Source organism: Salinivibrio sp. AR640 (assembly GCF_001995405.1).
In the GTDB taxonomy this organism is placed as follows: Bacteria; Pseudomonadota; Gammaproteobacteria; order Enterobacterales; family Vibrionaceae; genus Salinivibrio; species Salinivibrio costicola.
In genome coordinates, this window is sequence record NZ_MUFD01000005.1 from 46,845 (window position 1) to 71,238 (window position 24,394).

Sequence of the window (24,394 nt, forward strand, 5' to 3'; positions counted from 1 at the left end):
GAGTGCTGTTTCGCTTGTGTCGGCAAAAAATCAGCCAATTTTAACCGAAGACTGATCTAGCGCATATTTGTCTTATGCCCTGACAGGTTAGACTGACAAGCAAGAATAACGTGCTACATAAATAGCAGCAGGTACAGACTTGCGAATAGGACTGCCGCCTAGGCGGTTGGAGGATGTCGTGACTACCTTGATTCAAGCGGCCAATCACTTGCAAAGCCAGTTGGCGATCAGTCAAGCGCCAACACAGTTGCAAACCGATTTTACTTGGCCAGGAGATTTATCACCGATTGCGTGGCTAGACGCCCAGCCTGTCTACCCGAAAAGCTATTGGCAGTCGCGTGATGGCCGGGAAGAGGTGCTAGTACTGGGCGCTTGTCGTCAGTTTACGCAAATTCAGCAGGCGCAGGCTAGCTTATTACCCGAGCAGCGAATCTGGGGATGCGTTGCGTTTGATGATACACCAGGCAGTGGTGATTTCTTTCTTCCCGTGGTGGAGCTTATTCGTCGCGATAAGCAGTGGCAGCTTTGTGTCAATCTTATCGCTGAAACCGACAGCCAAGCTATTCTCAGCCAAATTATCTGGCAAGGCCGACCCCTCGCGCCGATGGCTGGACGGATCCGTCAAGAAGTACATACCCCAAACCATCATCAATGGTGTCACTCGGTGACGCATGCATTGTCAAACATGGCCCACACTGAGCTGAAAAAAGTGGTGCTTGCGCGGCAAACCCGTTTAACCTTGGACGGGGCGGTGAGCGGTGGACAGCTTCTTAGCCACAGCCAACAACATAACAGCGAGAGTTTCCATTTTCTGTTCGCAACGGGACCTGAAGATGCTTTTGTCGGATCGACCCCAGAGCGACTCTATCGGCGTCGAGATTGTCGCGTGACCACAGAAGCGGTCGCGGGCACCGTACGTCGCGGCGCGAGCTTTAGTGAAGATCATCATCTCGGTGAGTGGTTGCTAAACGACAGTAAAAACGTTCATGAGAATCAGTTGGTCGTTGATGATATTTTTGCCGGCTTACGGCGTCATTCGTTAACGATTACCGTTGATCCTGAACCCCATTTGATTGTGCTCCGTCATCTTCAGCATTTGCGTCGTCGTATTAGTGCCATCGTTGGTCCTGGTGTCGATGACAGTGTGATCTTGGGCGCGCTTCAACCGACTGCTGCGGTGGCGGGACTTCCTCGTGATACGGCCCGCGCGTTTCTCGCCGAACAAGGGATCACACGCGGTCGTTACAGTGGAGCCGTGGGCTATATTTCACAACGTGAAAGCCAATTTTGTGTGGCGATCCGAAGCGCGCAATTGACCGATAATACGGTGGATTTATTTGCGGGAGCAGGAATTGTTCCCGGCTCTGATCCTGAGGCTGAGTGGCAAGAGTTAGATAACAAACTGACGACCATGCGTCAGTGTCTCCCTTATCGTCATGCCCACGAGCACGACGACGCCATTGTTGGAGTGTGTTAATGTCGCTGACACTCACGCATATATGGGCCGAAACCCTTATCGACGAGTTATCGCGCTCGGGCGTCAAACATATTTGTATTGCCCCAGGATCGCGATCGACGCCGCTCACACTGGCCGCCGTGAAACAAAGTCAGCATCCCCAGCGTCCGGTGACCTTACATTGTCACTTTGATGAACGTGGTCTTGGTTATCTTGCCTTAGGCCTAGCCAAAGCCGGACAGGCACCGGTGGCGGTGATTGTCACTTCCGGAACCGCGGTGGCGAATTGTTTGCCTGCAGTAGTCGAGAGCGGATTAACCGGTGAACCATTAATTATTCTGTCTGCAGATCGTCCGTTTGAATTGGTCGATTGCGGGGCGAACCAAGCGATTGTGCAGCGCGATCTGTTTTCGTCCCATGTTACTGCCCAACTGGATTTACCTACGCCAGACGCGGGGATGCCACTGAGTGCTTTATTGACCAAGGTGGATCAAGCGCTTGCCCATCAAGCGGCATGTGGTGGCAGTGTGCATATTAATTGCCCGTTTCGAGAGCCATTCTATGGCGAACGAGATGCAGCGCTTGAGGCTGAGATCCGTGCGCCGATTGCTAACTGGTATCAAAGCCAACAAAGCTATATGCGCCATCATGGACGGTTTTCTACGTCGATGGAGCAAGATAGCCTCCCGCCCTGTTTGCCATCCGAGCGCCGCGTAAAAACGGTGATTGTGGCGGGTGCGCTGCCGCACGGATTATCAGCATCGGTTAACCGCTTAGCCGCAGCGCTGAATGCGGTGGTATTAGCCGACCCGCAATCGGGCATCACGAGCACAGCACCTGGCTACGATCTTTGGTTAAACCATCCCAACTTGCAGACGCAGTTGTCTCAGGCGCAATGGGTGATCCAGCTCGGCGGGCGTTTAGTGTCAAAACGCTTGGGACAATGGTTGGCGCAAACCTCGGCGCAATATTGGTTGGTGACGGATAATGCGCAGCCACTTGATCCTCATCATCGAGCGGTTGAACAGTGTGTTGTCGACAAGCGCCACTGGTCGTTATGGCTTGATGCACTGACTGACCAGGTGAGTGCGGCGTGCTCAACGTCTGAAGAGCTCACTGCGTCGGCGGACTCGCCCCTTGTTTGGCAACAAACATTGACGAATGAGGCGAGAGCACAGATGGAGAAAGCGACTGACAGGCTCTCTCCCTCATTGCTGTCAGAGCATCGCTTATTTCAACAATTACCCACGATGCTTCCCGAGGACGTCGATATTTTTATCGGCAACAGCCTAGCGATTCGTTTGGCGGATATTTGGTCGCAATTTGGCGCCTATCCGGTGTTTGCCAATCGCGGTGCGTCAGGCATTGACGGGCTATTTGCCTGCGCTGCAGGCGTTCAGCGATGCCGACGTCAGCCGATGCTGGTGGTGCTTGGCGACACGAGCGCGCTTTACGATCTTAATAGTCTTGCGCTATGGCGTGAGACGGCTGCCCCGGCAGCCATGCTTATCCTCAATAACAATGGCGGCGGCATTTTTGATTCCTTGCCAGTCGATCCGCAGCTTTGTGACGCCTATTATCGCATGCCGCACGGTCTGCGCTTTGAGCAGGTTGCCGCGCAATTTTCCTTGAACTATCAACAACCAACCTGCGAATCTGATCTCGCGGCTGCGCTCGTCCAAGCGTTTAATACACCAGGGACTGATGTGATTGAAGTGGTGACGCCCGCGGGTGAAGCGGGGAAAATCTTAACAGAGCAACTTGCCAATATGGCAGCGCAGGAGGGGTGATGCTGGGGTATCAGCAGGGGGGCAAGGTGGACGGTCCCAAGGTGGTTTTTTTGCACGGTTTGCTGGGGAGTCAACAAGATTGGCAAGGTGTTACCTCGCGCTTAAAAGCCTGTCACTGGCTCTGTCTTGATTTACCCGGCCATGGTGACAGTGTTGATTGTCCAAGCGTTGATTTTGCCACTACTGTCGACGCGGTGCGCCAGACCTGTGACCAGGTGTGGGGTAATCAGCCAGCGTATTTAGTGGGGTATTCGCTTGGTGCGCGCATCGCGATGCATTTAGCCACCGCGTATCCAGCTCGTTGGCAGGGCGTATTCCTCGAAGCGGGACACCCTGGTTTACTGCATCGCCATGAACGTCATCAACGGTTGGCCCACGATCAAGCCTGGGCTCAGCGCTTTACGCATGAGCCGCTCTCGATGGTATTAAACGATTGGTATCAGCAATCGGTGTTTCAATCCCTTGATGCGACGCAGCGCGCCAAACTGATGACAGTGCGTGGTGACAACCATGGGCCCGCGATTGCCGCTATGCTCGATGCCACATCGCTCGGTCGGCAAGCTGATCTGCGTCCCGCATTAGGTGATGCGTTGCGACAAGGGTTGTCGATTGACTACCTTTGTGGGGAGCAAGATCCTAAGTTTATCTCGTTGGCCCACTCGCTACAGCGCACAACCGGGATCCCCTTCACTTTGATAAAAGGGGCGGGACATAATTGTCATTGGGCCAATCCGTCGTCGTTTGTGCAGGTGCTATCAGATAACGACCGGTTATCAGCGTAACGATTTTTATCTTCCAATTTTCGGGGCCTTGTACCCCATCAACCAATTAAGGGGAAAGCCATGGCTGTAACGCCGGGAATGACCGAACAAGAACTGTATGCACCCATTGACTGGATGCCGACTGAACTAACGTTTAGCGATATTTTGTATCACAAATCTGCCGATGGTATTGCGCGTATCACCATTAACCGCCCTCAGGTTCGTAATGCGTTTCGTCCGCAAACCGTTAAAGAAATGATGCAAGCGCTCGCCGATGCGCGCTATGACAGTCGAGTAGGCGTGATCATTCTGACCGGTTTAGGCGAAAAAGCATTTTGCTCTGGGGGCGATCAATCGGTACGTGGTGATTATGGCGGCTATCAAGACGACGAAGGCACTCATCACCTGAATGTGCTCGACTTCCAGCGTCAGATCCGCACCTGCCCCAAACCTGTGATTGCTGCGGTTGCCGGTTATGCTGTCGGTGGTGGTCATGTTCTGCATATGATGTGTGATCTAACCATCGCGGCCGATAACGCCCAATTTGGTCAAACAGGCCCCAAAGTAGGCAGTTTCGACGGCGGCTGGGGGGCCTCTTATATGGCGCGGATTGTGGGGCAGAAAAAAGCGCGTGAAATCTGGTTCCTTTGCCGTTTTTACAATGCGCAAGAAGCGTTGGACATGGGACTGGTCAACACAGTGGTGCCCTTGGACGAGCTCGAGCGAGAGACCGTACGCTGGTGTCGCGAGGTGCTGCAGCATAGCCCAATGGCATTGCGGTGTTTAAAAGCGGCACTCAATGCCGATTGCGATGGTCAAGCAGGGCTTCAAGAATTAGCCGGCAACGCCACCATGATGTTTTACATGACCGACGAAGGGCAAGAAGGGCGAAATGCCTTTAACGAGAAACGTCGGCCAGAGTTTGATCGTTTCCCACGCAACCCATAGAGGTCTTTATGAGACAGGCACGGATATATCAATACACCTTGCCGGTCACTGCCGGTCTATTTTTACGTGACCAGCGTTTAACCCAGCGTGAAGGCTTGGTGGTGGAATTAAGCGAAGGCGCACAACGCGGGTGGGGCGAAATTGCCCCTTTGCCTGGATTTAGTCAGGAAACCTTCGCCGAAGCACGGCACGCTCTGATTGCCGCGACTGCTGTTTGGTGTGATCACCGTAATATCGCCATGCCCCAATTGCCACCTTCGGTTGCATGGGGGTTAAGCATTGCCCAAGCGGAATTGGATCAACGCTTGCCGACCCCGTCCTCGTTTCAGACGGTGCCCGTGTGTACCGGGGATCCGGATGCGCTATTCGCCGCACTGGGACATGTGTCGGGTGGCCCGCACTCGGGTGGCCCGCACTCGGATGGCCCGCACTCGGAGGACCCATCCGATGAAGCCAAAGTTAAAGTGGGTGAGTATGAAGTGGCGCGTGATCGCTTAATGGTGACCACGTTGCTCGATGCCATTCCTCACCTTAGGTTGCGTCTTGATGCTAACCGTCGTTGGCGGCCTGAACAATTTGCGGCCTTTTGGTGTGGTCTGAGTCAGGCGCATCAAGCGCGAATAAGCTGGATTGAAGAGCCCTGTTGTGATCCTTATCAGTCTCTTGCTCAAGCAGAGGCATTAGGGGTGCCATTAGCATGGGATGAAACCTTGCGAGATAGCGACGACACAGGGTTAAAAGAAAGTGATCATGTAAGGACTTGGGTGATCAAACCAACAATGATGGGTGATTTCGCGCAGGTGAATCAATCCGTTACACGCGCACACGCACTCGGTAAAATAGCCGTTATTAGCTCATCACTTGAAACCAGCTTGGGACTGACGCAATTATCGCGCGTTGCCAGCTCGCTCACCCCGAATGTTGTGCCTGGGCTCGATACCTTGTGCGTGTTTGAACAACAGCTGGATCGAACCTGGCCTGGCGCCAATCAGCCTTTGATTCCACTCGATGACCAGCCGTTAATTTGGGTCAATACCTTGTGACGTCGCCATGCTTTGCTTTTAACACCTGGCCGTGGCGTTACTGGGCGGCTGACGCGCCTGATGCCATCGCGATAGATAGCGAGACCCCCCTCACATGGCAGGCGTTGCGTGCTTTAGTCGATGCCCAGCAGCGGACGTTCAATGATGCGCCAATGGTGGTATTAAATAGCCACGATGCCCTGCAGTCTTTGGTGGTCACCTTGTTGGCTGCTTGGCAAGCCGGTAAACAAACCTTGGTATTAAATAAGGCATTAAGTGCGGATGTACAAACGGCAGTGCTCGATAATCTAGGTCCTTTTCAATGGGCCCACGCTCACCAATCGGTGCCTGACGCGCAATCGGCACGCAATATGGCGCCTTGGCATATCGACATGCCGTTAACCCTTACTTTGACGTCAGGATCGACTGGCGCGCCCAAAGCGGTGGTACACGGCGCGCGTCAGCATCTTGCCAGTGCTGCCGGTCTGACAAAGCGGTTACCGTTTACAGGCGTCCGTGCCTCTCAAGCGCCGGATCGTTGGTTGCTTTCTTTACCGCTTTATCACGTCTCTGGTCTTGCCATTGTGTGGCGTTGGTTGTTAGCCGGGGGGGAGCTTGGCATTTATCCATGTCGAGGCGAGCATTTAGTCAATGCGTTAAAACGGGTGACCCATGCATCTCTAGTCCCAACCCAGCTCTATCGTGTCTTGCCCGCATTGAAGGACGAGGCCGAAGCTCGGCGTTTGGCCCATGTATTATTAGGTGGTGCGGCGATCCCTACCGCTTTAACCCAAGACGCCGAAGCGATGGGCATTGCCTGCTGGTGCGGCTATGGTATGACGGAAACGGCATCAACCGTGACGTTAAAGCGTGCCGATGGTCAAGATGATGTCGGCGCGCCGCTGCCTTATCGTGATGTGCAGATACGTGACGATGGTGAGATTATCCATCGTGGTGAGACGTTAGCTTTGGGATATTGGCAAGCGGGCCAGCTAAACCCCTTAAATGTCGAGCAAGGCCTTGCGTCGCGGGATCTCGGCCGTTGGCAGACCCGGCAGGCGGTGTCGGTACTACGCGTTGTCGGACGTCTAGATAATCAATTTATTTGCGGCGGCGAGAATGTTCAACCTGAAGCGATCGAAGCGCATTTACAGCGGTTGAAAGGCGTGACGCAAGCGATGGTTGTCCCGATTGTTGATCGCGAATTCGGTCATCGCCCACTAGCCATTGTGCAGAGCGCGAGCCCTTTTTCGCCCCGAGTGTTGGCCGAGCATTGTGCCTCACTGGCGCCGTATCAGCGCCCGGCACATTACCTTTGTTGGCCTGAGACGCAACAAGACGGCCAAATCAAACCGTCTCGTCACGCTTTGGCCCAATGGGCGCAAGCTTATATGAAGGGTTAAGCGTTATCTTCTTGGAGGCGAATCACTTCGTCACGCAAATAGTCAGCATTTGCTTGCTCAGGTTCAACCGCTGGCCCGGCGGCAACCGTCACCTTAGACCAAAACCGTTTTGGAAGCTTTAACATCGCTTTGCCGCCATGGCGGCTGAAGTAACTGCCCCACAATCCTTGCAATGCAAGGGGCACAACGGGGACAGGTGAGCGTTGCAATATCATGTCCATACCCCGGCGGAACTGATCAACCTCCCCATCATAAGTAAGGTGTCCTTCAGGGAAAATGAGCACGACTTCGCCATTATCCAGCGCACGTTGGATCTCATTCATCGCGGTACGAATTGTGCGGCCACGATGACTAATGGGGATCACTTTTGAGGTGCGGAAAAACCAATGGAGAACCGGGATCTTGTATAAGTCTTCAAACATCACAAAGCGTATAGGGCGATGACAGGCGCCCGCGAGTAAAGGGGCATCCATATAACTGACATGATTACAAATCAGCAGTGCGCCCCCTTTTTCGGGAATATGGTGCAGATCTTTGTGCGTCACACGGTATAAGGTGTGCGTGATCATCCAGGTAAAAAAGCGTAGAGCAAAAATAGGCACGAGCTTACTGACGTAAAGCGCGACCACTAGATTGAGTAAGGTGAGCAACAGGAAAAATTCCGCAATCGAGATCTCAACGACCACCAACATGGTGATCCCCAGTATGGCACTGGCCACCATAAACAAGGCATTAAAGATATTGTTCGCGGCAATCACACGCGCACGTGCGGCTTTATCGGCGCGTTGTTGCATCAAGCTATACAGGGGCACAATAAATATGCCACCAAAAACGCCGATCATCAGCAGATCAATAAACACCCAAGTTAACGCCGGGTCAGTGACAAAAGCGAGCAAATCGGCGTGAGGTGTTGGGTTGGCCGGAGTAGCAAAAAATAGGTGCAGTCCAAACACCGTTAAACCAATGCTGCCCAATGGCACAATCCCAGGTTCGATACGATGGCCAGAGAGTTTGTCGCACAATAATGCGCCGACCGCGATCCCAATCGAAAATAGCGTCAATAAAAACGAGACACCTGTTTCACCACCCCCGAGCAGTGCCGTGTATTTCGGAAATTGTGTGAGATAACTTGCGCCTAAAAACCAAAACCAGCTTATGCCTAGTATCGCTTGCAGGGTTACCTTATCTTTACGCGCAAAGCGCAAGGTTTGCCGCATCAGTGACACGGGTTTGTAGCGTAAGTTGAGTCCGGGGTTACCTGCTGGCGCGGGGGGGATAGCATGAGCGGAGAGCACCCCCAGTAAAGCAAAGACGAGTACCGCAATTCCCGCAATAAGATTGGAATCAGGATGATGGGCGATAAAGCCCGCTAATAATGTCCCGAGCAGAATGGATAAAAATGTCCCCGTTTCTACCAACGCATTGCCAGAGACCAGCTCTTTATCACTCAAGGTTTGCGGTAACAGCGCATATTTCACCGGACCGAAAAAGGCCGATTGAGTGCCCATTAAAAACAAGAGCGCCAAGAGGACGATCCATGCTTGGACATACAGTGCGACGGCTGCACAAGACATAATCAGCACTTCCAGCCACTTTACTCGTCGCATAATCCACGCTTTATCGTGTTTATCGGCAAGCTCACCGGCAAACGCTGAAAACAAGAAAAAGGGAAGAATAAACAGCCCGGCAGCCGCATTGATAAATAAGGTGGCATCCATAGGGAGCTGATCTGCCGAGGCAAACGCGACCATGATCACCAATACGTTTTTATAAACGTTGTCGTTAAAGGCGCCCAGTGCCTGAGTAATAAAATAAGGCAAAAAGCGTCGCTCGCGCAAAAGTTGAAACTGTTGGCTCATGAGTGCATTGGTCCATTTTAGCAAGGCGGTCAGCGCGTTATACTAGCAATGCGAGGCGAGGGCGCAACCCATTAAAGATTGCGCCGTCATAACGTTAGCGGGGGATTAGCGATGATTACGAAAAGGTTTGCATGTTTTTAATCGAGACTTGCTCGTTCAAGGTCCAAAAGTCGTAGAGAATACCGACTAAGAAAAAGCCTCCCGTAAACAAGTAGATAATCCCCGTGATCCACTTTCCCATATACATACGGTGAATGCCTAAGACCCCTAGAAAAGTCAGCAAAAGCCAAGCAATGGTAAAGTCAGTCGAACCGCTACGAAAACGAAGGTCGGCTTCTTTATCCATGGCCGGAATTAAGAACAAATCGACAATCCAACCAATTAAAAACAGCCCTAGAGTAAAAAACCAAATAGTGCCGGTCACCGGTTTACCGTAATAAAAGCGGTGTGAGCCAAGAAAACCAAAGATCCAGAGTAGGTAACCGACGACTTTGCTGTGTGTATCATTCATGGTTCGGGCCCGTATGTGTCTTTAAGTTAGATAATGGCTTGGAGTGCAGTGGCGTCAAATAGTTCCTCAACGCGCAAAAACAACGGCGAAGAGGTGATGTTTGGTAACAATTTCTTTACCCCCTTTAATTGACTTCATCGATAAAGACTCTAGCATGAGAAGCGTCTTAAACCACAGATGATGCGATCATGAAAAAATTACTCTCTGTTGCAGCTTTGATGTTTGTCTTTGTTGTCACAGCGCCTTATGCAGAAGCGAAGCGCTTTGGCGGCGGCAAGTCCTTCGGTAAAAGCTTCAAAACGGCGCCAGCGCCAAAAAATAACACCACAAACACTAACACGCTCAAGCAAAATACCACCAAAAGCGGCAAAAAAGGGCTCGCGGGTGGTCTGCTGGGTGGCTTGCTTGCTGGTGGCCTGCTCGCGGCCTTCTTTGGCGGCGCCTTTGAGGGGATCCAGTTTATGGACATCCTGATCATGGGTCTGATTGCCTACTTTGCACTGAAGTTTTTACGCGGATTGACGCAAGCGAAAGCGGGTGCCCAAGCACAAGGGCCAGCCTATGCAGGTGAGAGTAAAGGTTATTATCATCAGCAACCTAATGCCTTTCGAAACCATGCGGCTGATGGCTCAAGCGGGGCTGCGACAGGTGGTTTTGGTGCCGACACGCAAAATGATGTGCCGTTTAACTTTCCGCCACAGTTCGATATGCAAAGTTTTTTAAGTGGTGCGCGTGAGCACTATCGTATTTTGCAAGGTGCATGGAACCACAACGAATTAGAAAAGATCCAAGAATACGTCACGCCTGAGCTATACAACGACTTAGCGGCAGAACGCGCGCGCTTAGGTACTGAGCAACATACCGAAGTGATGTACGTCGATGCAGAGATTGTCCGTGCTGATCACGACAGCCGTCGCGCACAGTTAAGCTTAAAATTCACCGGCCGTTATTGTGACCGTGTGGAGGGTGTCGAAGAAGATATTACTGATATCTGGCATCTTGAGCGTGACTTGGCCCAAGCCAATGCGCCTTGGCTGATTGTGGGTATCCAAAGCTAATTCTGCAGAAAAGCGCCAATAATACAGAAAGGCTAGTACTGCGGTAAAAACAAGCCAATATGATGAAAGCGCTAGCTTGTAGTGAGGTAGCGCTTTTTTATGTCGCCGCTTCCAGATATATCAAGTTGTCGAACGCTTGTTGGTAATGATCGCCACAGACATCCGGGTCGGGGTCAAATGCGGCGCAAACGCCTGGACGGTCGGGCGTACCGAAAAGCTGGCATAAATTGTTGTCATCGAGCTGCACACAGCGAGTGCCTGCAGGTTTACCGTAAGGCATACCTGGAATAGGAGATGAAATACTAGGCGCGATGCAGCAGGCACCACAGCCTAGGCGGCACGAAAATGTCGATGCAGTGGGCATATTATCGGCTTCCTCAATGTGCAGGGGCGGGCACTTTATCATTCGGCTGCACACTCTCCAACCCATCCCAATGCCTGCTTGCACTTTATCGCTATGATGGTTATAACAGCGGCGCAATGTCTTGCCGCTCCGCGCGGTTTTATTATAAAAAGAGAGTCAGCATCATGAGCACACCCTTTTGGCAACAAAAAACCTTAGCGCAAATGAGCGATGAGGAGTGGGAGTCGTTATGCGACGGTTGTGGCCGTTGTTGTTTGCATAAGTTGATCGATGAAGAAACTGATGAACTCTACTATACCAACGTTGCCTGCAGTTTGTTGGATGATAAAACCTGCTCATGCAAAGACTATCCTAATCGTTTCTCGTATGAAGAGTCCTGTTTGAAGCTTACCCGCGACAAAATCGACGAGTTTTACTGGCTGCCAGAAACTTGTGCCTATCGTTTGTTGGCAGAAGATAAACCGCTACCTGATTGGCACCCGCTGATCACCGGATCAAAAGCGGCAATGCACAAAGCGGGTATTTCGGTCAAAGACAGCGTGGTGTATGAAATTGATGTGATTGACTGGGAAGATCATATTCAGCTCACCACGCGGCCAAGATAGGGATGCGAACCGTTAGCCTCCCGTTTGCCTGGCATCAAGGCTAACCCATTGTTTATTTTCGAGCGTGGGGCATAATGAGTGCCAATTCGACAGGAGGTGGAATGCAAAGGTACACGCGTCGTTCTAAAGCTGGCTGGGCCCTCGCAATAGCGTTATGGGTTCTGGCAGTGTGTGCCTTGCAAAATCAGCTTAGCCTGCAATCAGGGGCGCAAGCTGCCTGCCAAGTTGGCAACTTGGGAGAGCATGGTGATGAGGTCAATACAGTGGGCAAGAAATGTTCGCTGTCTGAGCAATTGATGCATCCTTCTGTTCTGACCCTAGATTGGCTGCCTTCTCCACTTTGGTGGTTGATTGTGTTGCTTGCCGTTATGGCAACCGTCAGCCTCGCGGTGGTATTACCCACGCATGACCCACCCACGTATCGACGGCGGCATCTTTGCTTTTGTGTGTTCCGAGAATAAAGCGCCTTTTCTTTCCATGGCGTATTTATTTTCAACAAGGAACAGATTTATGACTCGAATCAATCACTATTGGCGCAGCGTAACACCAAGTAGCGTATGGCAAGCTTTGGTCTTACTACCGCTTTTGTCTTTATGTTTACTGTTACTCAGCCCTTCTGTACTGGCAAATACACCCGATACAGGTTGGCTGTCTAACCCTGATCACCCTCCCGTTGAGGTGCGTTTAGCGCTCACTGGTCAAGGTAATCCAGAGACTCACCACCTCGATGGCTTGCTTTCCGTCCGTTTACAAGGCGATTGGAAAACCTATTGGCGCTCGCCAGGCGAGGGCGGGGTCGCCCCAGAGCTTATCATTAACGATAGCCAAAACCTGGACGATATTACCTGGCATTGGCCAGCACCGAAGCGCCACGAGCTACTTGGCCTGACCATGTTGGGCTACAAGGGGCAGGTGACTTTCCCGCTGACCTTTGAGGTTGAAACCTGGCAACAGCCGGTGTCGCTCGATGCTACCTTGCGCTTGTCCTCGTGCACCAGTGTGTGCGTGATCACTGACTACCCCATCTCGCTCGACGTGACGCCCAGCGCACTGAAGGCTGATGGTGAGCGGATGTATCAGTTCAACCAAGCGATGAGTCAGGTGCCTAAGCCGCTACCCAGTGTGCAGGTTGAGTCTGCGGTCTGGGATGCTAACAAGCAGCAGCTCGCCGTCACTGTCACCGGTAACCAAGCTTGGCAACAGCCAGATATGCTGGTGGATGGCGAGGCGGTTATTGATGACACCTTTGGTGTACCCAGTCTCCACCGTGATGGCGACACCCTGACCGCGACCTTTGATGTCACCAATTGGATAGAAACCCCCAAGCTGACCGGTAAACCGATTCAAGTCACTGTTATTGATGAGCAGCTTCTGGCTGAGCGTAGCACCACAGTGCGTGCCGGAAGTGTCGCGTCGCAAGCCGGATTATCTGTTTGGGTGATTGGTGGCATTGCCCTCTTGGGGGGGCTGATTTTGAACGTGATGCCTTGTGTGCTCCCTGTACTTGGACTCAAACTTAACAGCATTGTCGCCAACCCGAATGCCACCCGTCGGGCGGTTCGTAGCCAGTTCCTGGCCTCTGCTGCCGGTATTCTGGTGTCGTTTTGGGCGATAGCTGGGCTGCTGATGACATTAAAGCTAACGGGGCAAGCCGTGGGTTGGGGCGTCCAGTTTCAAAGTCCAATCTTTATCGGCGTCATGACGCTGGTCATTTGGCTATTCGCGCTGAGCTTGTTTGATGTGCTGCGTATTGATTTGCCATCAAGCTGGCAAACTTGGCTTGCGACACGCGGTGGCCACACAACAAGCGGTCACTTTGTCCAAGGGGTATTTGCCACCTTACTAGCCACACCATGCTCGGCACCTTTTTTAGGCACTGCGGTGGCATATGCACTGGGGGGATCCTTGACCGCGCTCTGGCTGATTTTTACCGCGCTGGCGGTCGGGATGGCGCTGCCGTGGTTGCTTGTGGCGGTTTTCCCTGGATTAACTCGCACGCTGCCTAAACCGGGTCCGTGGATGAATCACGTGAAACGGGTATTTGCGCTCTTGCTGGTTGCTACCACGGTGTGGCTATTCTGGCTGTGGATGCCTTATCTGGGCGTTGTTGGCGCTATCGCAGTGGGGGCACTGTTGCTTGCTACCAGTGTGTGGCTGACATATCGTACCCTTGGTAAGCTTGCCGCGATTAAAGGCGCAGCTGGACTATTGGCCGTTATGGTATTAGCGATTGTTGGCGCCTCCTTGACGGCAGAGCGCTGGGCAACGCCGATGAACTCGGATCCGGATTGGGTGGCGTTGGATGAAGCTGTGATCGCTCAAGCGGTGGACCAGGGCAAGCTGGTGTTTGTCGATGTCACCGCGGATTGGTGTATTACCTGTCATGCCAACAAAGTGGGTGTGATATTGCAATCGCCCGTTTATGACGCCATTACCGCGTCTAATGTGGTAGCAATGCAAGGTGACTGGACCCGACCCAGTGAACGTGTGACGCAATATTTACAAAAGCACCAGCGCTATGGTGTGCCGTTTAATATTGTTTATGGTCCAGGTGCACCAAACGGCATTGCACTGCCGGTAATTTTGACCGATAAGGCCGTCATGAGCGCGCTTGAGCAGGCAAAAACACCATGACGAGCAGTAAAATGAAACGGTCGTGGCGTGAGCGGGTCAAACGTGGTGCGCGTGACGTGTGCTGGCTCATCGTGTTTGTGCTGATATCTAGCACTGCCGTCGATTGGTGGCGAAGCCGTGATATCGACACCAGTCAGTTTCCTGTGGACACGGTCCGCTTGCTGGATGGCCGCCAACAGGATTTGCTCGCCATGTCGCAGCACGAACCCGTGCTTATCTATGTATGGGCGAGTTGGTGCGGTGTATGCCGTTTTGTGACTCCCTCGGTAGATTGGTTGAGTGATCATGCGCAGGTGGTCTCGATCGCGTTACGCTCGGGCTCAGCGAAAAAAGTAAATGGATACCTTGCTCATCATGGTTACGATTTTTCGGTCGTCAATGATCCAGATGGACAACTCTCACGTCGATTGTCAGTGAAAGTGACGCCGACGGTAATGGTGGTTGAGCAAGGAAAAATCACGTCAATCACAACAGGCTTCACGACACCGCTTGGCCTATGGTTAAGAATGTTGTGATGACGACAAACGTTAAAAAAGGAAACCGAATGTCCCTATCTCGTTTTTTTGCACCTTGGCTGGTGCTTTTTATGCTGGCTTTTCCGGTGAGTGCTAATACGCTATCTGATACGGAGCAAACACAGCTGGATGAAATCGTCGATTTGCTCGAAGCGAACCCTGCGCTGATTGCGAATCTTAACCAAAGCTTGCAAAAATATGTTGAGCAGCAAAAGACATTAAAACAAAACCTCGCCGCGCGCCGAGACTGGTTTGAGTCTGAGACCCACAGCTGGATTGGCGCGGAGGATCCGACGGTCACCGTGGTTAACTTTATGGACTACAACTGCCCATACTGTAAAAAGCTTGAAGACGAACTACAGAAACTGGTTGCCGCCCACGACGATGTGAAGGTGATTAATATTGCCGTACCGCTAAAACAACAGAATATCGAATCGCTTGATACCAACTCTGCCGTGTATGCGATGAATGTGTGGCTGGAAAAACCTGAGGCCTTTGCGCAGGTTCATGAATTATTGATGAAAAAGCGCGGTATGCATGATGCTCGTTCTTTAGAGAAAATTGCGCAAAAAACCAATACCGAATCACTGCTTGCGGGCAAAGAGCGAACCGGAGAAGCGGTAGCTGACAACTACCGCGCCTTCATGGAGCTTGGGTTGCGTGGTACACCAGCGATGATTATTGGCGATCAAGTTGCACCTGGCTATCTACCCTATCCACAGCTAGAAGCCATGGTTAAGGCGGCCAAACAAGAAGGCTAAGCGTGAGTGATACTCGCTAACTATTTGAAAGCCAGTCAAAAGATGACTGGCTTTTTTTGTGTGCTGCGATTTGGAGGAAAAGCTGGCAAAATAGCGCGCCTTAACGGTAAAGGTACGGCATGAGTCAAACGAATTATCAATCACCACGCATTGTATTAGGCCCCATGGAGGGCGTACTTGATCCCTTAATGCGTAAGCTACTGACTGAGATTAATCACTATGAGCTCTGCGTGACCGAGTTTGTGCGTGTGGTGGATCAGCGTTTACCGGAAAAAGTCTTTTATCGCTTCTGCCCTGAGTTACATCAAGGTGGCTTTACCGATGCGGGGACGCCGGTTCGGGTCCAACTACTGGGGCAAGATGTTGATGCGATGGCCAGTAACGCGCAGCACGCGATTCAGTTAGGGTCGCAAGGGATCGACATTAACTTTGGTTGCCCCTCTAAAACGGTGAATGGCAACCGCGGCGGCGCAGCGTTATTAAAGACGCCTGAGCATATCTACGAGGTGGTGAAAGCGGTGCGTGAAAGCGTCGCGCCTGAACATACGGTGAGTGCAAAAGTGCGTTTAGGATTCAATGATCTGGATGACTATTTAGACATTGCCCAAGCGGTTAATGATGCGGGAGCCGACGAGCTGGTGGTCCATGGCCGTACCAAGCGCGACGGTTACAAGGCAGGGACGATTCGTTGGGATTTAATTGCGGAGATTAACCAACAGTTTGCGATCCCTGTAACGGCAAACGGTGATATTTGGGGACGGGATGACGCGCTTAAGTGCCAAGCACTCACAGGCTGTGACACATTAATGGTCTGCCGTGGCGCGCTAAATATGCCCAACTTGGGTCAACATATTCGTGACAATGTTGAGCCCATGGATTGGCCTGCGGTGTTGGCTTTGTTAGTGCGCTATAGCGCACAGGAGCGCCAAGGAGACAAGGCGGTGTATTTCCCTAACCGTATTAAGCAATGGTTTAAGTATTTGCGTCAGTATTATCCGCAGGCTGACGCGTGCTTTAAGGTTATTCGCGTCCTTAATCGCGCTGATGAGATAGCCAGAGCGCTCGATAACGCGCGTGCGCAAACAGAATTCATAAAATAGGAAACCTTATGTCAACACTTATGACACTCTCTGATGACTGGGACGGCATGCCGGCCAGTTTTGTTGAAGGGGCGCTGCTGGCTGCCAACATTTGTCCTGTGCCGATGGACCCAGATACTTGGTTGTCGGTGTTAGTGACTGCCGGGGTTGAAGACGATGAAGTCGTGGCGCTTAATGACAAGGACAAGCAGGCCATACTCGCGCACCTGGAGCAGCAATATCATGCGTTGATGCGTAATGATTACACCTTGCCTGACGCGTTAATGATTGCGATGCGCGGCGAGCTCGCACAAGCCTTTTCAGAAGGGTTTCTTGCCGTATGGCCCCATATTGAGCCGCATTGGCATGATGTCACACTCAATGATGGTAGCCGCCGCATGCTTTCCGCATTAGTGACTACTATGCTGCTACTGCATGACGAGGCCGGTACCTTAGCGCAAATGAAAGAGGTAGGGATTGATGTTGAGCCTGGCCAATATGTAGAGCAATTAGATCTTATGATCCAAGAAGTCGCGAAAGCGGCCGATGAAGCACAACAAGGAACGCACGGTGCGCATCAGGTGAATCCGTTCAAATCGGTTGGTCGTAATGATGCCTGCCCGTGCGGTAGTGGCGCTAAGTTCAAAAAATGCTGCGGGCGTTAATCGGATGATATCAGCAGCGCAGACGACTGCAATTCGCGTAGTGGCCGGTGTAGCCACGCACAGTCACCACGTTTTAGTGGCGCAACGACAGCCAGATTCGCATTTTATCAGCTGGTGGGAATTTCCTGGCGGCAAAGTCGAGCAAGGCGAGACCGACCAGCAGGCACTTAAGCGTGAATGGCTTGAAGAGTTCGGCGTTGAAATCAACGTCGGCGCACCCATCGTCGAAACCGAATACGATTATGGTGACAAGGTGATTTTACTGTGCAGCTATTGGTGCGAGATCCTGGATACGCCATTAACGTTGAAACAGCATCAGGCCGTGTACTGGAGCGACCCCCAGCGGCTTGACCCCGGGGTATTTAGCGCCGCAGATCGGCCGTTAATACGTCAACTGTGTCATTCAGTAAGCGACCATCAACTCATGCAAAGCGCCGAGTAAATCGGCGTTTTCTTTTTTTATCCGGTTATCTTGGTGCCTAGTGCCTAGTGCCTAGTGCCTAGCGTATAGCCGCGTGTTATTAAGAAAAAATCCGACGCGGTGGGCGACCGATAAACTGGGCGATAACCACCAGCCCCCAGATCACGAGCATGGCCGAGAAGATGCCCACCAGCCATTGTGGCATGGACCAACCTAACCATTGCCAGACCACTTTACTGCAATCGCCAGACGCTTCAAACACCTGAGGCAGCCACTGGTTTAAAGGGGCCCAAGAAGGGAAGTTTACCGCCACATCACAGGTGGGGCCAAAGAGTTGGTTAGGATCGGGGAATTGATAACTGACATGCTCTAATGAAAGCTTTAGCCCCCAAGCGGCGGTGATGCCATAGGCCAGCAACCCTAGGGTGCGCCAAAAGGGCTCCTCGGGAGCAATCAGTCCGAGTAACGCTGCCGTGCCCACACCAAATAAGGCGACACGTTCATAAATACACATCACACAGGGCGCAAGTCCTTGGCCATGTTGGAAATACAGCGCGGTTGCTTCGAGGCCAACCACACAGAGAAGCAACAACAGCCAGGACGCTCGGCTGCGAGAAAATTGATTTAAGGCGCGCCACATAACTCACTCCTGATAAAAAACAAGGCTCTACACTGAGAGCCTTGCTATTCAATCGTTTGTTGAGACGAAGGTCAATGATAGAAATGCGTTAGTGCGCACTGGGTATCGCTTGTTGGGTCATATGGATGGTTTCAGATATCCAGCCTTGGTGTAGCATCCACTCGGTTGCTGGCACCAAAAAGAACTCGATACCCATCACGCCCAATAAGCCCATCACAATGGTATAGGGCAGTGCCATATAAACCATGCGCCCGTATGACAGGCGTAGCAAGGGAGCCAGCGTCGAAGTAAGCAAGAACAAAAACGCAGCTTGACCATTAGGGGTCGCAACGGACGGCAAGTTAGTCCCTGTATTGATAGCGACCGCCAACATATCAAACTGCTCGCGATCAATGACCCCATTGAGGAGCGCTGTTTTCACCTCATTGATGTAGACGGTCCCCACAAAGACATTATCAGACACCATGGACAGCAAGCCGTTTGCTACATAAAACATGGTAAGTTGCAAATGGCCTTCCAATGACAGCACCAGATCAATCACCGGTGCAAACAAGTGCTGGTCAATAATCACCGCGACTATTGAGAAAAAGACCGCCAATAGCGCAGTGAAAGGGAGTGCCTCTTCAAACGCTTTGCCGATATGGTGTTCATCGATTACCCCGGTAAACGAGGTGGCCAAGATAATAATACTGAGACCAATCAAGCCGACTGCGGCTAAGTGAAGGGCAAGGGCGGCAATCAACCAAACGGCGATCAACGCTTGAACCACGAGTTTGGCCACATCTTGTGGCGTGCGTTTGGCGCGTTGTACTTTATCGTACTCGACCAATATGTTTAGCACGTTATTCGGCAATTTTGCCCCGTATCCAAACCAGCCAAACTTTTCAACGATTATGCAGGTTAACAAACCAGCAAAGAAAACGGGCAGGGTCACCGGTGCCATGCGTAGGATAAATTCACCAAAATGCCAGCCAGCTTGATCGGCAATAATCAGGTTTTGCGGCTCACCGACCATCGTCATCACGCCCCCGAGTGCAGTTCCCACCCCGGCATGCATCAATAGACTGCGTAAGAAGGCACGATAATTCTCCAGATCGTTGCGGCTAAGCTCATCACTTAAGCTGTCATCTGAGGTGTGGTCATGGGCGGCACCAAGCTCCTTCCCCGAGGCAACGCGGTGATAAATAGAGTAAAAGCCGACGGCGACACTGATCACCACCGCGATCACGGTTAAGGCATCAAGGAAGGCCGAAAGCGCTGCAGCCGCGCTGCAAAATGCTAATGAAAGGGCAATTTTAGAGCGAATGCCCAGTAGTATTTTGGTGAAAATAAAAAGCAACAACTGCTTCATGAAGTAAATGCCGGCGACCATAAAAACAAGCAGCAGCAGAACTTCTACGTTGGCTACCAGCTCGTGCTTAACTTGATCTGGGCTGGTCATCCCTATCGCGACCGCTTCAATCGCCAATAGCCCGCCAGGCTGAAGTGGGTAGCATTTTAACGCCATGGCCAGAGTAAAAATAAACTCGACCACCAGTAGCCAACCGGCCATGAAAGGGTTAATCGAGAAAACGATCGGATTAATAATTAAAAAGCCAACAATGGCCAGCTTGTACCAATCAGGGGCTTTGCCGAGAAAGTTCTTTAAAAACGCGGTGCTGAGCGTAATGGTCTTAGCCATAATGATAGTCTCATTGTTATCTATGTCTCTTAACGCGCACGGATGGGCGAGTTACGTGCTACATCGCTTAGTGTGGTGAGCCCATAAAGCTCGCACGCGAGAGGGTGACAGTTAAAAGTGACGGTACGACTATCGGTATGAGTTACCCGTTCAGAGCAACGAAGGATAGCCTTGTCAGACAGTAAGTGTGCGCCAGTTTGCCTTAGACATATTTTGTTACATCTTGTATGACGTAGTTTTGCGAGTTATGCCCAAATTTTCATTGATCTGGTACAAAAAGATAGCAGATGTCACGCGATTGGTGGCGATATCACAGAGCTGTTTCTGCAACTCATGACTAGTGGTATGATGACTTATTAATCRGAGCAAGAAGCAAATTGGAATTTAGATTCAATGGTTATAAAGGCGGATAGCCCAGCAACATTTGCTGAAAAATATATAATTGAAAGTATTTGGAACAATCACTTCCCAAAGGGCTCTATTTTACCCGCAGAGCGTGAATTGTCTGAACTCATTGGCGTGACGCGCACCACGTTACGGGAGGTGCTTCAGCGCCTCGCCCGCGATGGTTGGTTAACCATTCAACATGGCAAACCTACTCGGGTCAATGATTACATGCGAACGTCGGGGCTCAGTATTCTTGATACGCTGGTGACCCTGGAAGGGCAGGACGTGCACGGGGTTCTCGAGGATTTACTTGCGGCGCGGACAGACATCAGCGGTGTCTATATGCGTTATGCAGCTAAAAATCGCCCGCAAGACTGCTTGGACCTAATTGATTTGGTTATTAAGCGCTGCCAACAAGTGCTTGAGTGCGAGCGCTTTGAACAGTTCTTAGATCTGATTGATGAGAAAAGCGAAGTTCTGAAAGACGTCAAAAAAATTCAGGACAAATATGGTAAGCAGGATCCTGAGCTGTGTGAGCGTATTTGTATGGGCCGTGCTTTTAATCATTTCGATTATCGCTTGTTCCAAGGCATGGCGCACTTCTCTGGCAATAAAGTCTATGTGTTGACGATTAATGGTATGCGCCAAATTTATTCACGCGTGGGGGGCTATTACTTTATGGACCGCCGTGCCTGTGAAAATGCGCTGAGCTTTTATAGTGATCTACGCCAAATGGTGGCCAATAACCAACATCCAGCCATTGGTGACCGGGTAAAACAATACGGACGTGAGTGCGGGGGCTTATGGTTTAGTAACCGCGAGACCATTGCCTCTCACATGGCTGAAGAAGAAGCATAAACCTGAGCGTAAAGGCACATAAACCTGAGCGTGCATAACAAAAGCCGCCGTGATGAAAGCATCAGGGCGGCTTTTTTAATGGCGCTGGATGTCCCTTAGGCTGGGGGCTGTTCCTAATGGCTACCCATTAACATATCAGGATCAAACTGGGGACGCTTGGGACAACTGCTAAGAATTTTTCCACGTCCTTCGCTGGTTTCTTCTTCCAAAACCACTTCAAACCCCCAGAGTCGGTGGACATGCTTTAACACTTCTTCATGAGAGTTAGCGAGCGGAATACGGTTATGCGGCACATACCTCAGTGTGAGTGAACGATTACCGCGCAAATCGACATCAAAGACTTGAATGTTTGGCTCGCGATTACTCAGGTTATATTGTGCTGATAAGTCTTCACGTAGCTGACGATACCCTTGTTCATTATGAATGCTGGTGACTTCAATATAGTTTTGTCGATCGTCGTCATTGACCGCAAAAAATTTCATATCCCGCATCACCTTGGGGGACAAGAACTGACTAATAAAGCTCTCATCTTTAAAGTTTGCCATCGCAAAATGGACCGTCTCAAGCCAGTCTTTGCCGGCAATGTCAGGAAACCAGTATTTATCCTCATCGGTTGGCTCTTCGCACATGCGGCGAATGTCCTGAAACATGGCAAACCCTAGCGCGTAGGGATTAATGCCGGAATAAAACTGACTATTGTAGGGCGGCTGCGCGACCACATTCGTATGGCTATGTAAAAACTCCATAATAAAGCTATCCGTGACCAAGCCTTCATCATAAAGGTGGTTAAGAATGGTGTAATGCCAGAAGGTCGCCCAACCTTCGTTCATCACTTGCGTTTGTTTTTGCGGATAAAAATATTGGCTCACTTTACGGACGATCCGCACAATCTCACGCTGCCAAGGCTCTAGGAGTGGGGAATGTTTCTCAAAAAAGTACAGCAGGTTTTCTTGTGGCTCTGATGGAAAACGGCGCGTTTCTGCCTCCTGCTCTTTTTTCCCGCCTGGGATGGTCCGCCACAGTTCGTTAACTTGGGTTTGCAGATAATCTTCTCGTGCTTTCTGGCGTGCTTTTTCCTCGGCAAGTGAGATCTTTTGCGGACGTTTATACCTGTCGACGCCATAGTTCATCAGCGCGTGGCAGGAGTCGATCAGGTTTTCGACTTCCGCGAGGCCGTACTTTTCTTCACACTCGCTAATGTAGTGTTTGGCGAACAGCAGGTAATCAATGATCGAGCCGGCATCGGTCCAGGTTTGGAACAGATAGTTGCCTTTAAAGAAAGAGTTATGACCATAACAGGCATGCGCCATGACTAGCGCTTGCATGGTGATGGTGTTTTCTTCCATAAGGTAGGCAATACACGGGTCCGAGTTGATCACAATCTCGTACGCCAACCCCATGTACCCATGCTTATAGTTGCGCTCGGTTTCAATAAATTTTTTGCCGAATGACCAGTGGTTATAGTTGATGGGCATTCCCACACTGGAGTAAGCATCCATCATCTGCTCGGCGGCGATGATTTCGATTTGATTGGGATAGGTGTCGAGCTTGTAGTGTTCGGCAACCCGTTTAATTTCCTTGTGATACTGCTCAAGCAGGTCAAAGGTCCAATCCGGCCCATCGTGGAGTGGAGTCTTGTGTTTACCTTTGGTGACAGCCATACCATGCCTCCCTGATAAAATGCGTCTATGCCGGTATGGCGTCAGGCTTCGACCTGACGCTTAAACAATTCGCGAAATACGGGGAAAATCTCTTCCGCGGAGCGAATGTTCTGCATAGCAAAATTGTCATGGCTTTCGGCGAGTGACTGATACTCACGCCACAGTGTTTGGTGCGCACGACGTGTTATTTCAATATAGGCGTAATAGCGGCTCACCGGTAACAGCGTTTTTTGCAACAACTCGCGACAGCCCGGTGAGTCGTCAGCCCAGTTATCGCCATCTGAGGCTTGAGCGGCGTAAACATTCCATTCTGTCGGGTTGTACCTGTCTTTGATGATGTCATCCATCAGTCGCAGGGCGCTAGACACAATGGTGCCGCCGGTTTCTTGCGAATAAAAGAACTCATGTTCGTCGACTTCTTTCGCCTGCGTGTGATGGCGAATAAATACCACCTCGACATTTTTGTAAGTCCGTGAGAGAAACAGATACAGCAGAATATAAAAACGCTTAGCAATGTCTTTGGTGGCTTGGTCCATCGAACCAGACACATCCATTAAGCAAAACATCACCGCCCGACTATTTGGCTGAGGTCGCTTCTCGTAGTTTTTGTAGCGTAAATCGAAGGTGTCGATAAACGGCACGGCAGCAAGTTTGTTTTTGAGTGCCGCGATCTCTTCTTCGAGGCGTTTTTCTTCTAACTGTTGAGCAGGCTCAGCACGTTGAATCTGTCCGAGTGCTTGTTCAAGCTCAGCGAGCTCGCGGCGTTTTCCGGCTGACATCGCCGTTCGCCTCGCAAGCGAATTTTGTAAAGAACGGACGATAGCGATATTGGAAGGCACGCCGTTTGAGGTATACCCAGAGCGGTGTGTTTTGTACTCCACCATTTTCGCCATCTGGTTCTTTTTTAGATTCGGTAGTTCGAGATCTTCGAACAACAGATCCAAGTATTCGTCTTTCGAAATTTGGAAAACAAACTCGTCTTGTCCCTCACCATCTGGACTTGCTTGCCCTTCACCGGCGCCGCCGCCTTCGCCACCCGGTGGGCGAGCGATACGATCGCCAGGACTAAATTGGTCATTACCCGGGTGGACAGCCTCCCGCTGTCCCCCTTTACCTTGGTGAAACGTGGGTTCACGGATGTCGCGTGATGGAATCGAAATGTCCTCACCACTTTCGATATCGGTGATCGAGCGATTGTTGACGGCGTCGGCAATGGACTCTTTTATCTGCCGCTTGTGGCGGCGTAGAAAGCGCTGCCGGTTGACAGTGCTTTTATTTTTGCCATTGAGACGACGATCAATAAAATGCGCCATAA

The 24,394-nt window shown here is 51.2% G+C and carries 23 protein-coding genes; 16 read left to right on the forward strand and 7 right to left on the reverse strand.

Annotation, left to right across the window (positions count from 1 at the left end; genetic code table 11):
- Positions 1-178 precede the first annotated feature (178 nt).
- Genes BZG75_RS04410 through BZG75_RS04435 form a run of 6 tightly spaced genes read left to right on the forward strand, consistent with a single transcriptional unit; the run spans position 179 to position 7,380 of the window.
- Complete coding sequence (locus BZG75_RS04410; protein WP_158009959.1) at positions 179-1,477, forward strand: isochorismate synthase; 1,299 nt, start codon at positions 179-181, stop codon at positions 1,475-1,477.
- On the forward strand, positions 1,477-3,246 hold the full coding sequence (gene menD / locus BZG75_RS04415) for a 2-succinyl-5-enolpyruvyl-6-hydroxy-3-cyclohexene-1-carboxylic-acid synthase (RefSeq protein ID WP_077576284.1): 1,770 nt from the start codon (positions 1,477-1,479) through the stop codon (positions 3,244-3,246). The genes BZG75_RS04410 and menD overlap by 1 nt, the downstream gene beginning before the upstream one ends.
- Positions 3,246-4,028, forward strand: a complete 783-nt coding sequence (menH, locus tag BZG75_RS04420) for a 2-succinyl-6-hydroxy-2,4-cyclohexadiene-1-carboxylate synthase (protein ID WP_077576285.1) — start codon at positions 3,246-3,248, stop codon at positions 4,026-4,028. Before menD ends, menH begins: the two co-directional genes overlap by 1 nt.
- Before the next feature lie 60 nt (positions 4,029-4,088).
- Positions 4,089-4,955, forward strand: coding sequence for a 1,4-dihydroxy-2-naphthoyl-CoA synthase (gene menB / locus BZG75_RS04425; RefSeq protein ID WP_077576286.1), 867 nt, complete (start codon positions 4,089-4,091; stop codon positions 4,953-4,955).
- 8 nt (positions 4,956-4,963) lie between these two features.
- A complete protein-coding gene (gene menC / locus BZG75_RS04430; protein WP_077576287.1) occupies positions 4,964-5,998 on the forward strand; it encodes an o-succinylbenzoate synthase in 1,035 nt (344 codons plus the stop codon).
- Complete coding sequence (locus BZG75_RS04435; RefSeq protein WP_077576288.1) at positions 5,995-7,380, forward strand: AMP-binding protein; 1,386 nt, start codon at positions 5,995-5,997, stop codon at positions 7,378-7,380. The genes menC and BZG75_RS04435 overlap by 4 nt, the downstream gene beginning before the upstream one ends.
- Here the strand turns inward: BZG75_RS04435 and BZG75_RS04440 are convergent.
- Together BZG75_RS04440 and BZG75_RS04445 are read right to left on the reverse strand one after the other, a co-directional pair.
- Positions 7,377-9,239, reverse strand: coding sequence for an MFS transporter (locus tag BZG75_RS04440; protein ID WP_077576289.1), 1,863 nt, complete (start codon positions 9,237-9,239; stop codon positions 7,377-7,379). The two genes, BZG75_RS04435 and BZG75_RS04440, sit on opposite strands and share 4 nt — an antisense overlap.
- Positions 9,240-9,354: 115 nt before the next feature.
- Entirely contained in the window at positions 9,355-9,750 is a 396-nt protein-coding gene (locus BZG75_RS04445) for an NINE protein (RefSeq protein ID WP_021022265.1), read from the reverse strand.
- Positions 9,751-9,938: 188 nt separating this feature from the next.
- Between BZG75_RS04445 and BZG75_RS04450 the strand changes: the two genes are divergently transcribed.
- Positions 9,939-10,808 carry a Tim44 domain-containing protein gene (locus tag BZG75_RS04450; RefSeq protein WP_077576290.1) on the forward strand — a complete coding sequence of 290 codons (870 nt, stop codon included), beginning with the start codon at positions 9,939-9,941 and terminating at the stop codon, positions 10,806-10,808.
- A gap of 97 nt (positions 10,809-10,905) precedes the next feature.
- On the opposite strand, the gene BZG75_RS04455 is transcribed toward BZG75_RS04450, so the two are convergent.
- Positions 10,906-11,172: a YkgJ family cysteine cluster protein gene (locus BZG75_RS04455; protein ID WP_077576291.1), complete on the reverse strand. Its 267-nt coding sequence runs from the start codon at positions 11,170-11,172 to the stop codon at positions 10,906-10,908.
- Between the two features lie 164 nt (positions 11,173-11,336).
- Between BZG75_RS04455 and BZG75_RS04460 the strand changes: the two genes are divergently transcribed.
- The 8 genes from BZG75_RS04460 to BZG75_RS04495 all read left to right on the forward strand — a co-directional run bounded on the left by BZG75_RS04460 (position 11,337) and on the right by BZG75_RS04495 (position 17,873).
- Positions 11,337-11,777: a YcgN family cysteine cluster protein gene (locus BZG75_RS04460; protein WP_021022268.1), complete on the forward strand. Its 441-nt coding sequence runs from the start codon at positions 11,337-11,339 to the stop codon at positions 11,775-11,777.
- A gap of 101 nt (positions 11,778-11,878) precedes the next feature.
- Complete coding sequence (locus BZG75_RS04465) at positions 11,879-12,238, forward strand: hypothetical protein (protein WP_077460358.1); 360 nt, start codon at positions 11,879-11,881, stop codon at positions 12,236-12,238.
- 49 nt (positions 12,239-12,287) lie between these two features.
- Positions 12,288-14,411, forward strand: coding sequence for a protein-disulfide reductase DsbD family protein (locus BZG75_RS04470; protein WP_108742881.1), 2,124 nt, complete (start codon positions 12,288-12,290; stop codon positions 14,409-14,411).
- Entirely contained in the window at positions 14,408-14,926 is a 519-nt protein-coding gene (locus BZG75_RS04475; protein ID WP_077576292.1) for a protein disulfide oxidoreductase, read from the forward strand. The genes BZG75_RS04470 and BZG75_RS04475 overlap by 4 nt, the downstream gene beginning before the upstream one ends.
- Positions 14,927-14,955: 29 nt before the next feature.
- Complete coding sequence (locus tag BZG75_RS04480; protein ID WP_158009960.1) at positions 14,956-15,687, forward strand: DsbA family protein; 732 nt, start codon at positions 14,956-14,958, stop codon at positions 15,685-15,687.
- A 119-nt stretch (positions 15,688-15,806) separates the two neighbouring features.
- Complete coding sequence (gene dusC / locus BZG75_RS04485) at positions 15,807-16,787, forward strand: tRNA dihydrouridine(16) synthase DusC (protein WP_077576293.1); 981 nt, start codon at positions 15,807-15,809, stop codon at positions 16,785-16,787.
- An 8-nt stretch (positions 16,788-16,795) separates the two neighbouring features.
- Complete coding sequence (locus tag BZG75_RS04490) at positions 16,796-17,431, forward strand: YecA family protein (protein WP_077576294.1); 636 nt, start codon at positions 16,796-16,798, stop codon at positions 17,429-17,431.
- Positions 17,432-17,435: 4 nt separating this feature from the next.
- Positions 17,436-17,873: a (deoxy)nucleoside triphosphate pyrophosphohydrolase gene (locus BZG75_RS04495; protein WP_077576295.1), complete on the forward strand. Its 438-nt coding sequence runs from the start codon at positions 17,436-17,438 to the stop codon at positions 17,871-17,873.
- A gap of 79 nt (positions 17,874-17,952) precedes the next feature.
- On the opposite strand, the gene dsbB is transcribed toward BZG75_RS04495, so the two are convergent.
- Positions 17,953-18,492 carry a disulfide bond formation protein DsbB gene (gene dsbB / locus BZG75_RS04500; RefSeq protein ID WP_077460364.1) on the reverse strand — a complete coding sequence of 180 codons (540 nt, stop codon included), beginning with the start codon at positions 18,490-18,492 and terminating at the stop codon, positions 17,953-17,955.
- An 88-nt stretch (positions 18,493-18,580) separates the two neighbouring features.
- Positions 18,581-20,173 carry a Na(+)/H(+) antiporter NhaB gene (gene nhaB / locus BZG75_RS04505; RefSeq protein WP_077460365.1) on the reverse strand — a complete coding sequence of 531 codons (1,593 nt, stop codon included), beginning with the start codon at positions 20,171-20,173 and terminating at the stop codon, positions 18,581-18,583.
- Between the two features lie 393 nt (positions 20,174-20,566).
- Between nhaB and fadR the strand changes: the two genes are divergently transcribed.
- Positions 20,567-21,418: a fatty acid metabolism transcriptional regulator FadR gene (fadR, locus tag BZG75_RS04510; protein ID WP_077576296.1), complete on the forward strand. Its 852-nt coding sequence runs from the start codon at positions 20,567-20,569 to the stop codon at positions 21,416-21,418.
- A 113-nt stretch (positions 21,419-21,531) separates the two neighbouring features.
- On the opposite strand, the gene BZG75_RS04515 is transcribed toward fadR, so the two are convergent.
- Together BZG75_RS04515 and BZG75_RS04520 are read right to left on the reverse strand one after the other, a co-directional pair.
- Positions 21,532-23,079, reverse strand: coding sequence for a SpoVR family protein (locus BZG75_RS04515; RefSeq protein ID WP_077576297.1), 1,548 nt, complete (start codon positions 23,077-23,079; stop codon positions 21,532-21,534).
- Positions 23,080-23,120: 41 nt separating this feature from the next.
- Positions 23,121-24,392 carry a YeaH/YhbH family protein gene (locus BZG75_RS04520; protein ID WP_077576298.1) on the reverse strand — a complete coding sequence of 424 codons (1,272 nt, stop codon included), beginning with the start codon at positions 24,390-24,392 and terminating at the stop codon, positions 23,121-23,123.
- Positions 24,393-24,394: the final 2 nt, after the last annotated feature.

Bases quoted from the DNA above. Each gene is read 5' to 3' on its own strand.
- menC (WP_077576287.1), top strand. From the start codon at position 4,964: ATGAGACAGGCACGGATATATCAATACACCTTGCCGGTCACTGCCGGT.
- nhaB (WP_077460365.1), bottom strand. From the start codon at position 20,173: ATGGCTAAGACCATTACGCTCAGCACCGCGTTTTTAAAGAACTTTCTC.
- BZG75_RS04520 (WP_077576298.1), bottom strand. From the start codon at position 24,392: ATGGCGCATTTTATTGATCGTCGTCTCAATGGCAAAAATAAAAGCACT.
- menD (WP_077576284.1), top strand. From the start codon at position 1,477: ATGTCGCTGACACTCACGCATATATGGGCCGAAACCCTTATCGACGAG.
- menH (WP_077576285.1), top strand. From the start codon at position 3,246: ATGCTGGGGTATCAGCAGGGGGGCAAGGTGGACGGTCCCAAGGTGGTT.
- BZG75_RS04495 (WP_077576295.1), top strand. From the start codon at position 17,436: ATGATATCAGCAGCGCAGACGACTGCAATTCGCGTAGTGGCCGGTGTA.
- BZG75_RS04445 (WP_021022265.1), bottom strand. From the start codon at position 9,750: ATGAATGATACACACAGCAAAGTCGTCGGTTACCTACTCTGGATCTTT.
- BZG75_RS04465 (WP_077460358.1), top strand. From the start codon at position 11,879: ATGCAAAGGTACACGCGTCGTTCTAAAGCTGGCTGGGCCCTCGCAATA.
- BZG75_RS04460 (WP_021022268.1), top strand. From the start codon at position 11,337: ATGAGCACACCCTTTTGGCAACAAAAAACCTTAGCGCAAATGAGCGAT.
- BZG75_RS04455 (WP_077576291.1), bottom strand. From the start codon at position 11,172: ATGCCCACTGCATCGACATTTTCGTGCCGCCTAGGCTGTGGTGCCTGC.
- menB (WP_077576286.1), top strand. From the start codon at position 4,089: ATGGCTGTAACGCCGGGAATGACCGAACAAGAACTGTATGCACCCATT.
- BZG75_RS04515 (WP_077576297.1), bottom strand. From the start codon at position 23,079: ATGGCTGTCACCAAAGGTAAACACAAGACTCCACTCCACGATGGGCCG.
- fadR (WP_077576296.1), top strand. From the start codon at position 20,567: ATGGTTATAAAGGCGGATAGCCCAGCAACATTTGCTGAAAAATATATA.
- BZG75_RS04490 (WP_077576294.1), top strand. From the start codon at position 16,796: ATGTCAACACTTATGACACTCTCTGATGACTGGGACGGCATGCCGGCC.
- BZG75_RS04475 (WP_077576292.1), top strand. From the start codon at position 14,408: ATGACGAGCAGTAAAATGAAACGGTCGTGGCGTGAGCGGGTCAAACGT.
- dsbB (WP_077460364.1), bottom strand. From the start codon at position 18,492: ATGTGGCGCGCCTTAAATCAATTTTCTCGCAGCCGAGCGTCCTGGCTG.
- BZG75_RS04450 (WP_077576290.1), top strand. From the start codon at position 9,939: ATGAAAAAATTACTCTCTGTTGCAGCTTTGATGTTTGTCTTTGTTGTC.
- dusC (WP_077576293.1), top strand. From the start codon at position 15,807: ATGAGTCAAACGAATTATCAATCACCACGCATTGTATTAGGCCCCATG.
- BZG75_RS04470 (WP_108742881.1), top strand. From the start codon at position 12,288: ATGACTCGAATCAATCACTATTGGCGCAGCGTAACACCAAGTAGCGTA.
- BZG75_RS04440 (WP_077576289.1), bottom strand. From the start codon at position 9,239: ATGAGCCAACAGTTTCAACTTTTGCGCGAGCGACGCTTTTTGCCTTAT.
- BZG75_RS04480 (WP_158009960.1), top strand. From the start codon at position 14,956: ATGTCCCTATCTCGTTTTTTTGCACCTTGGCTGGTGCTTTTTATGCTG.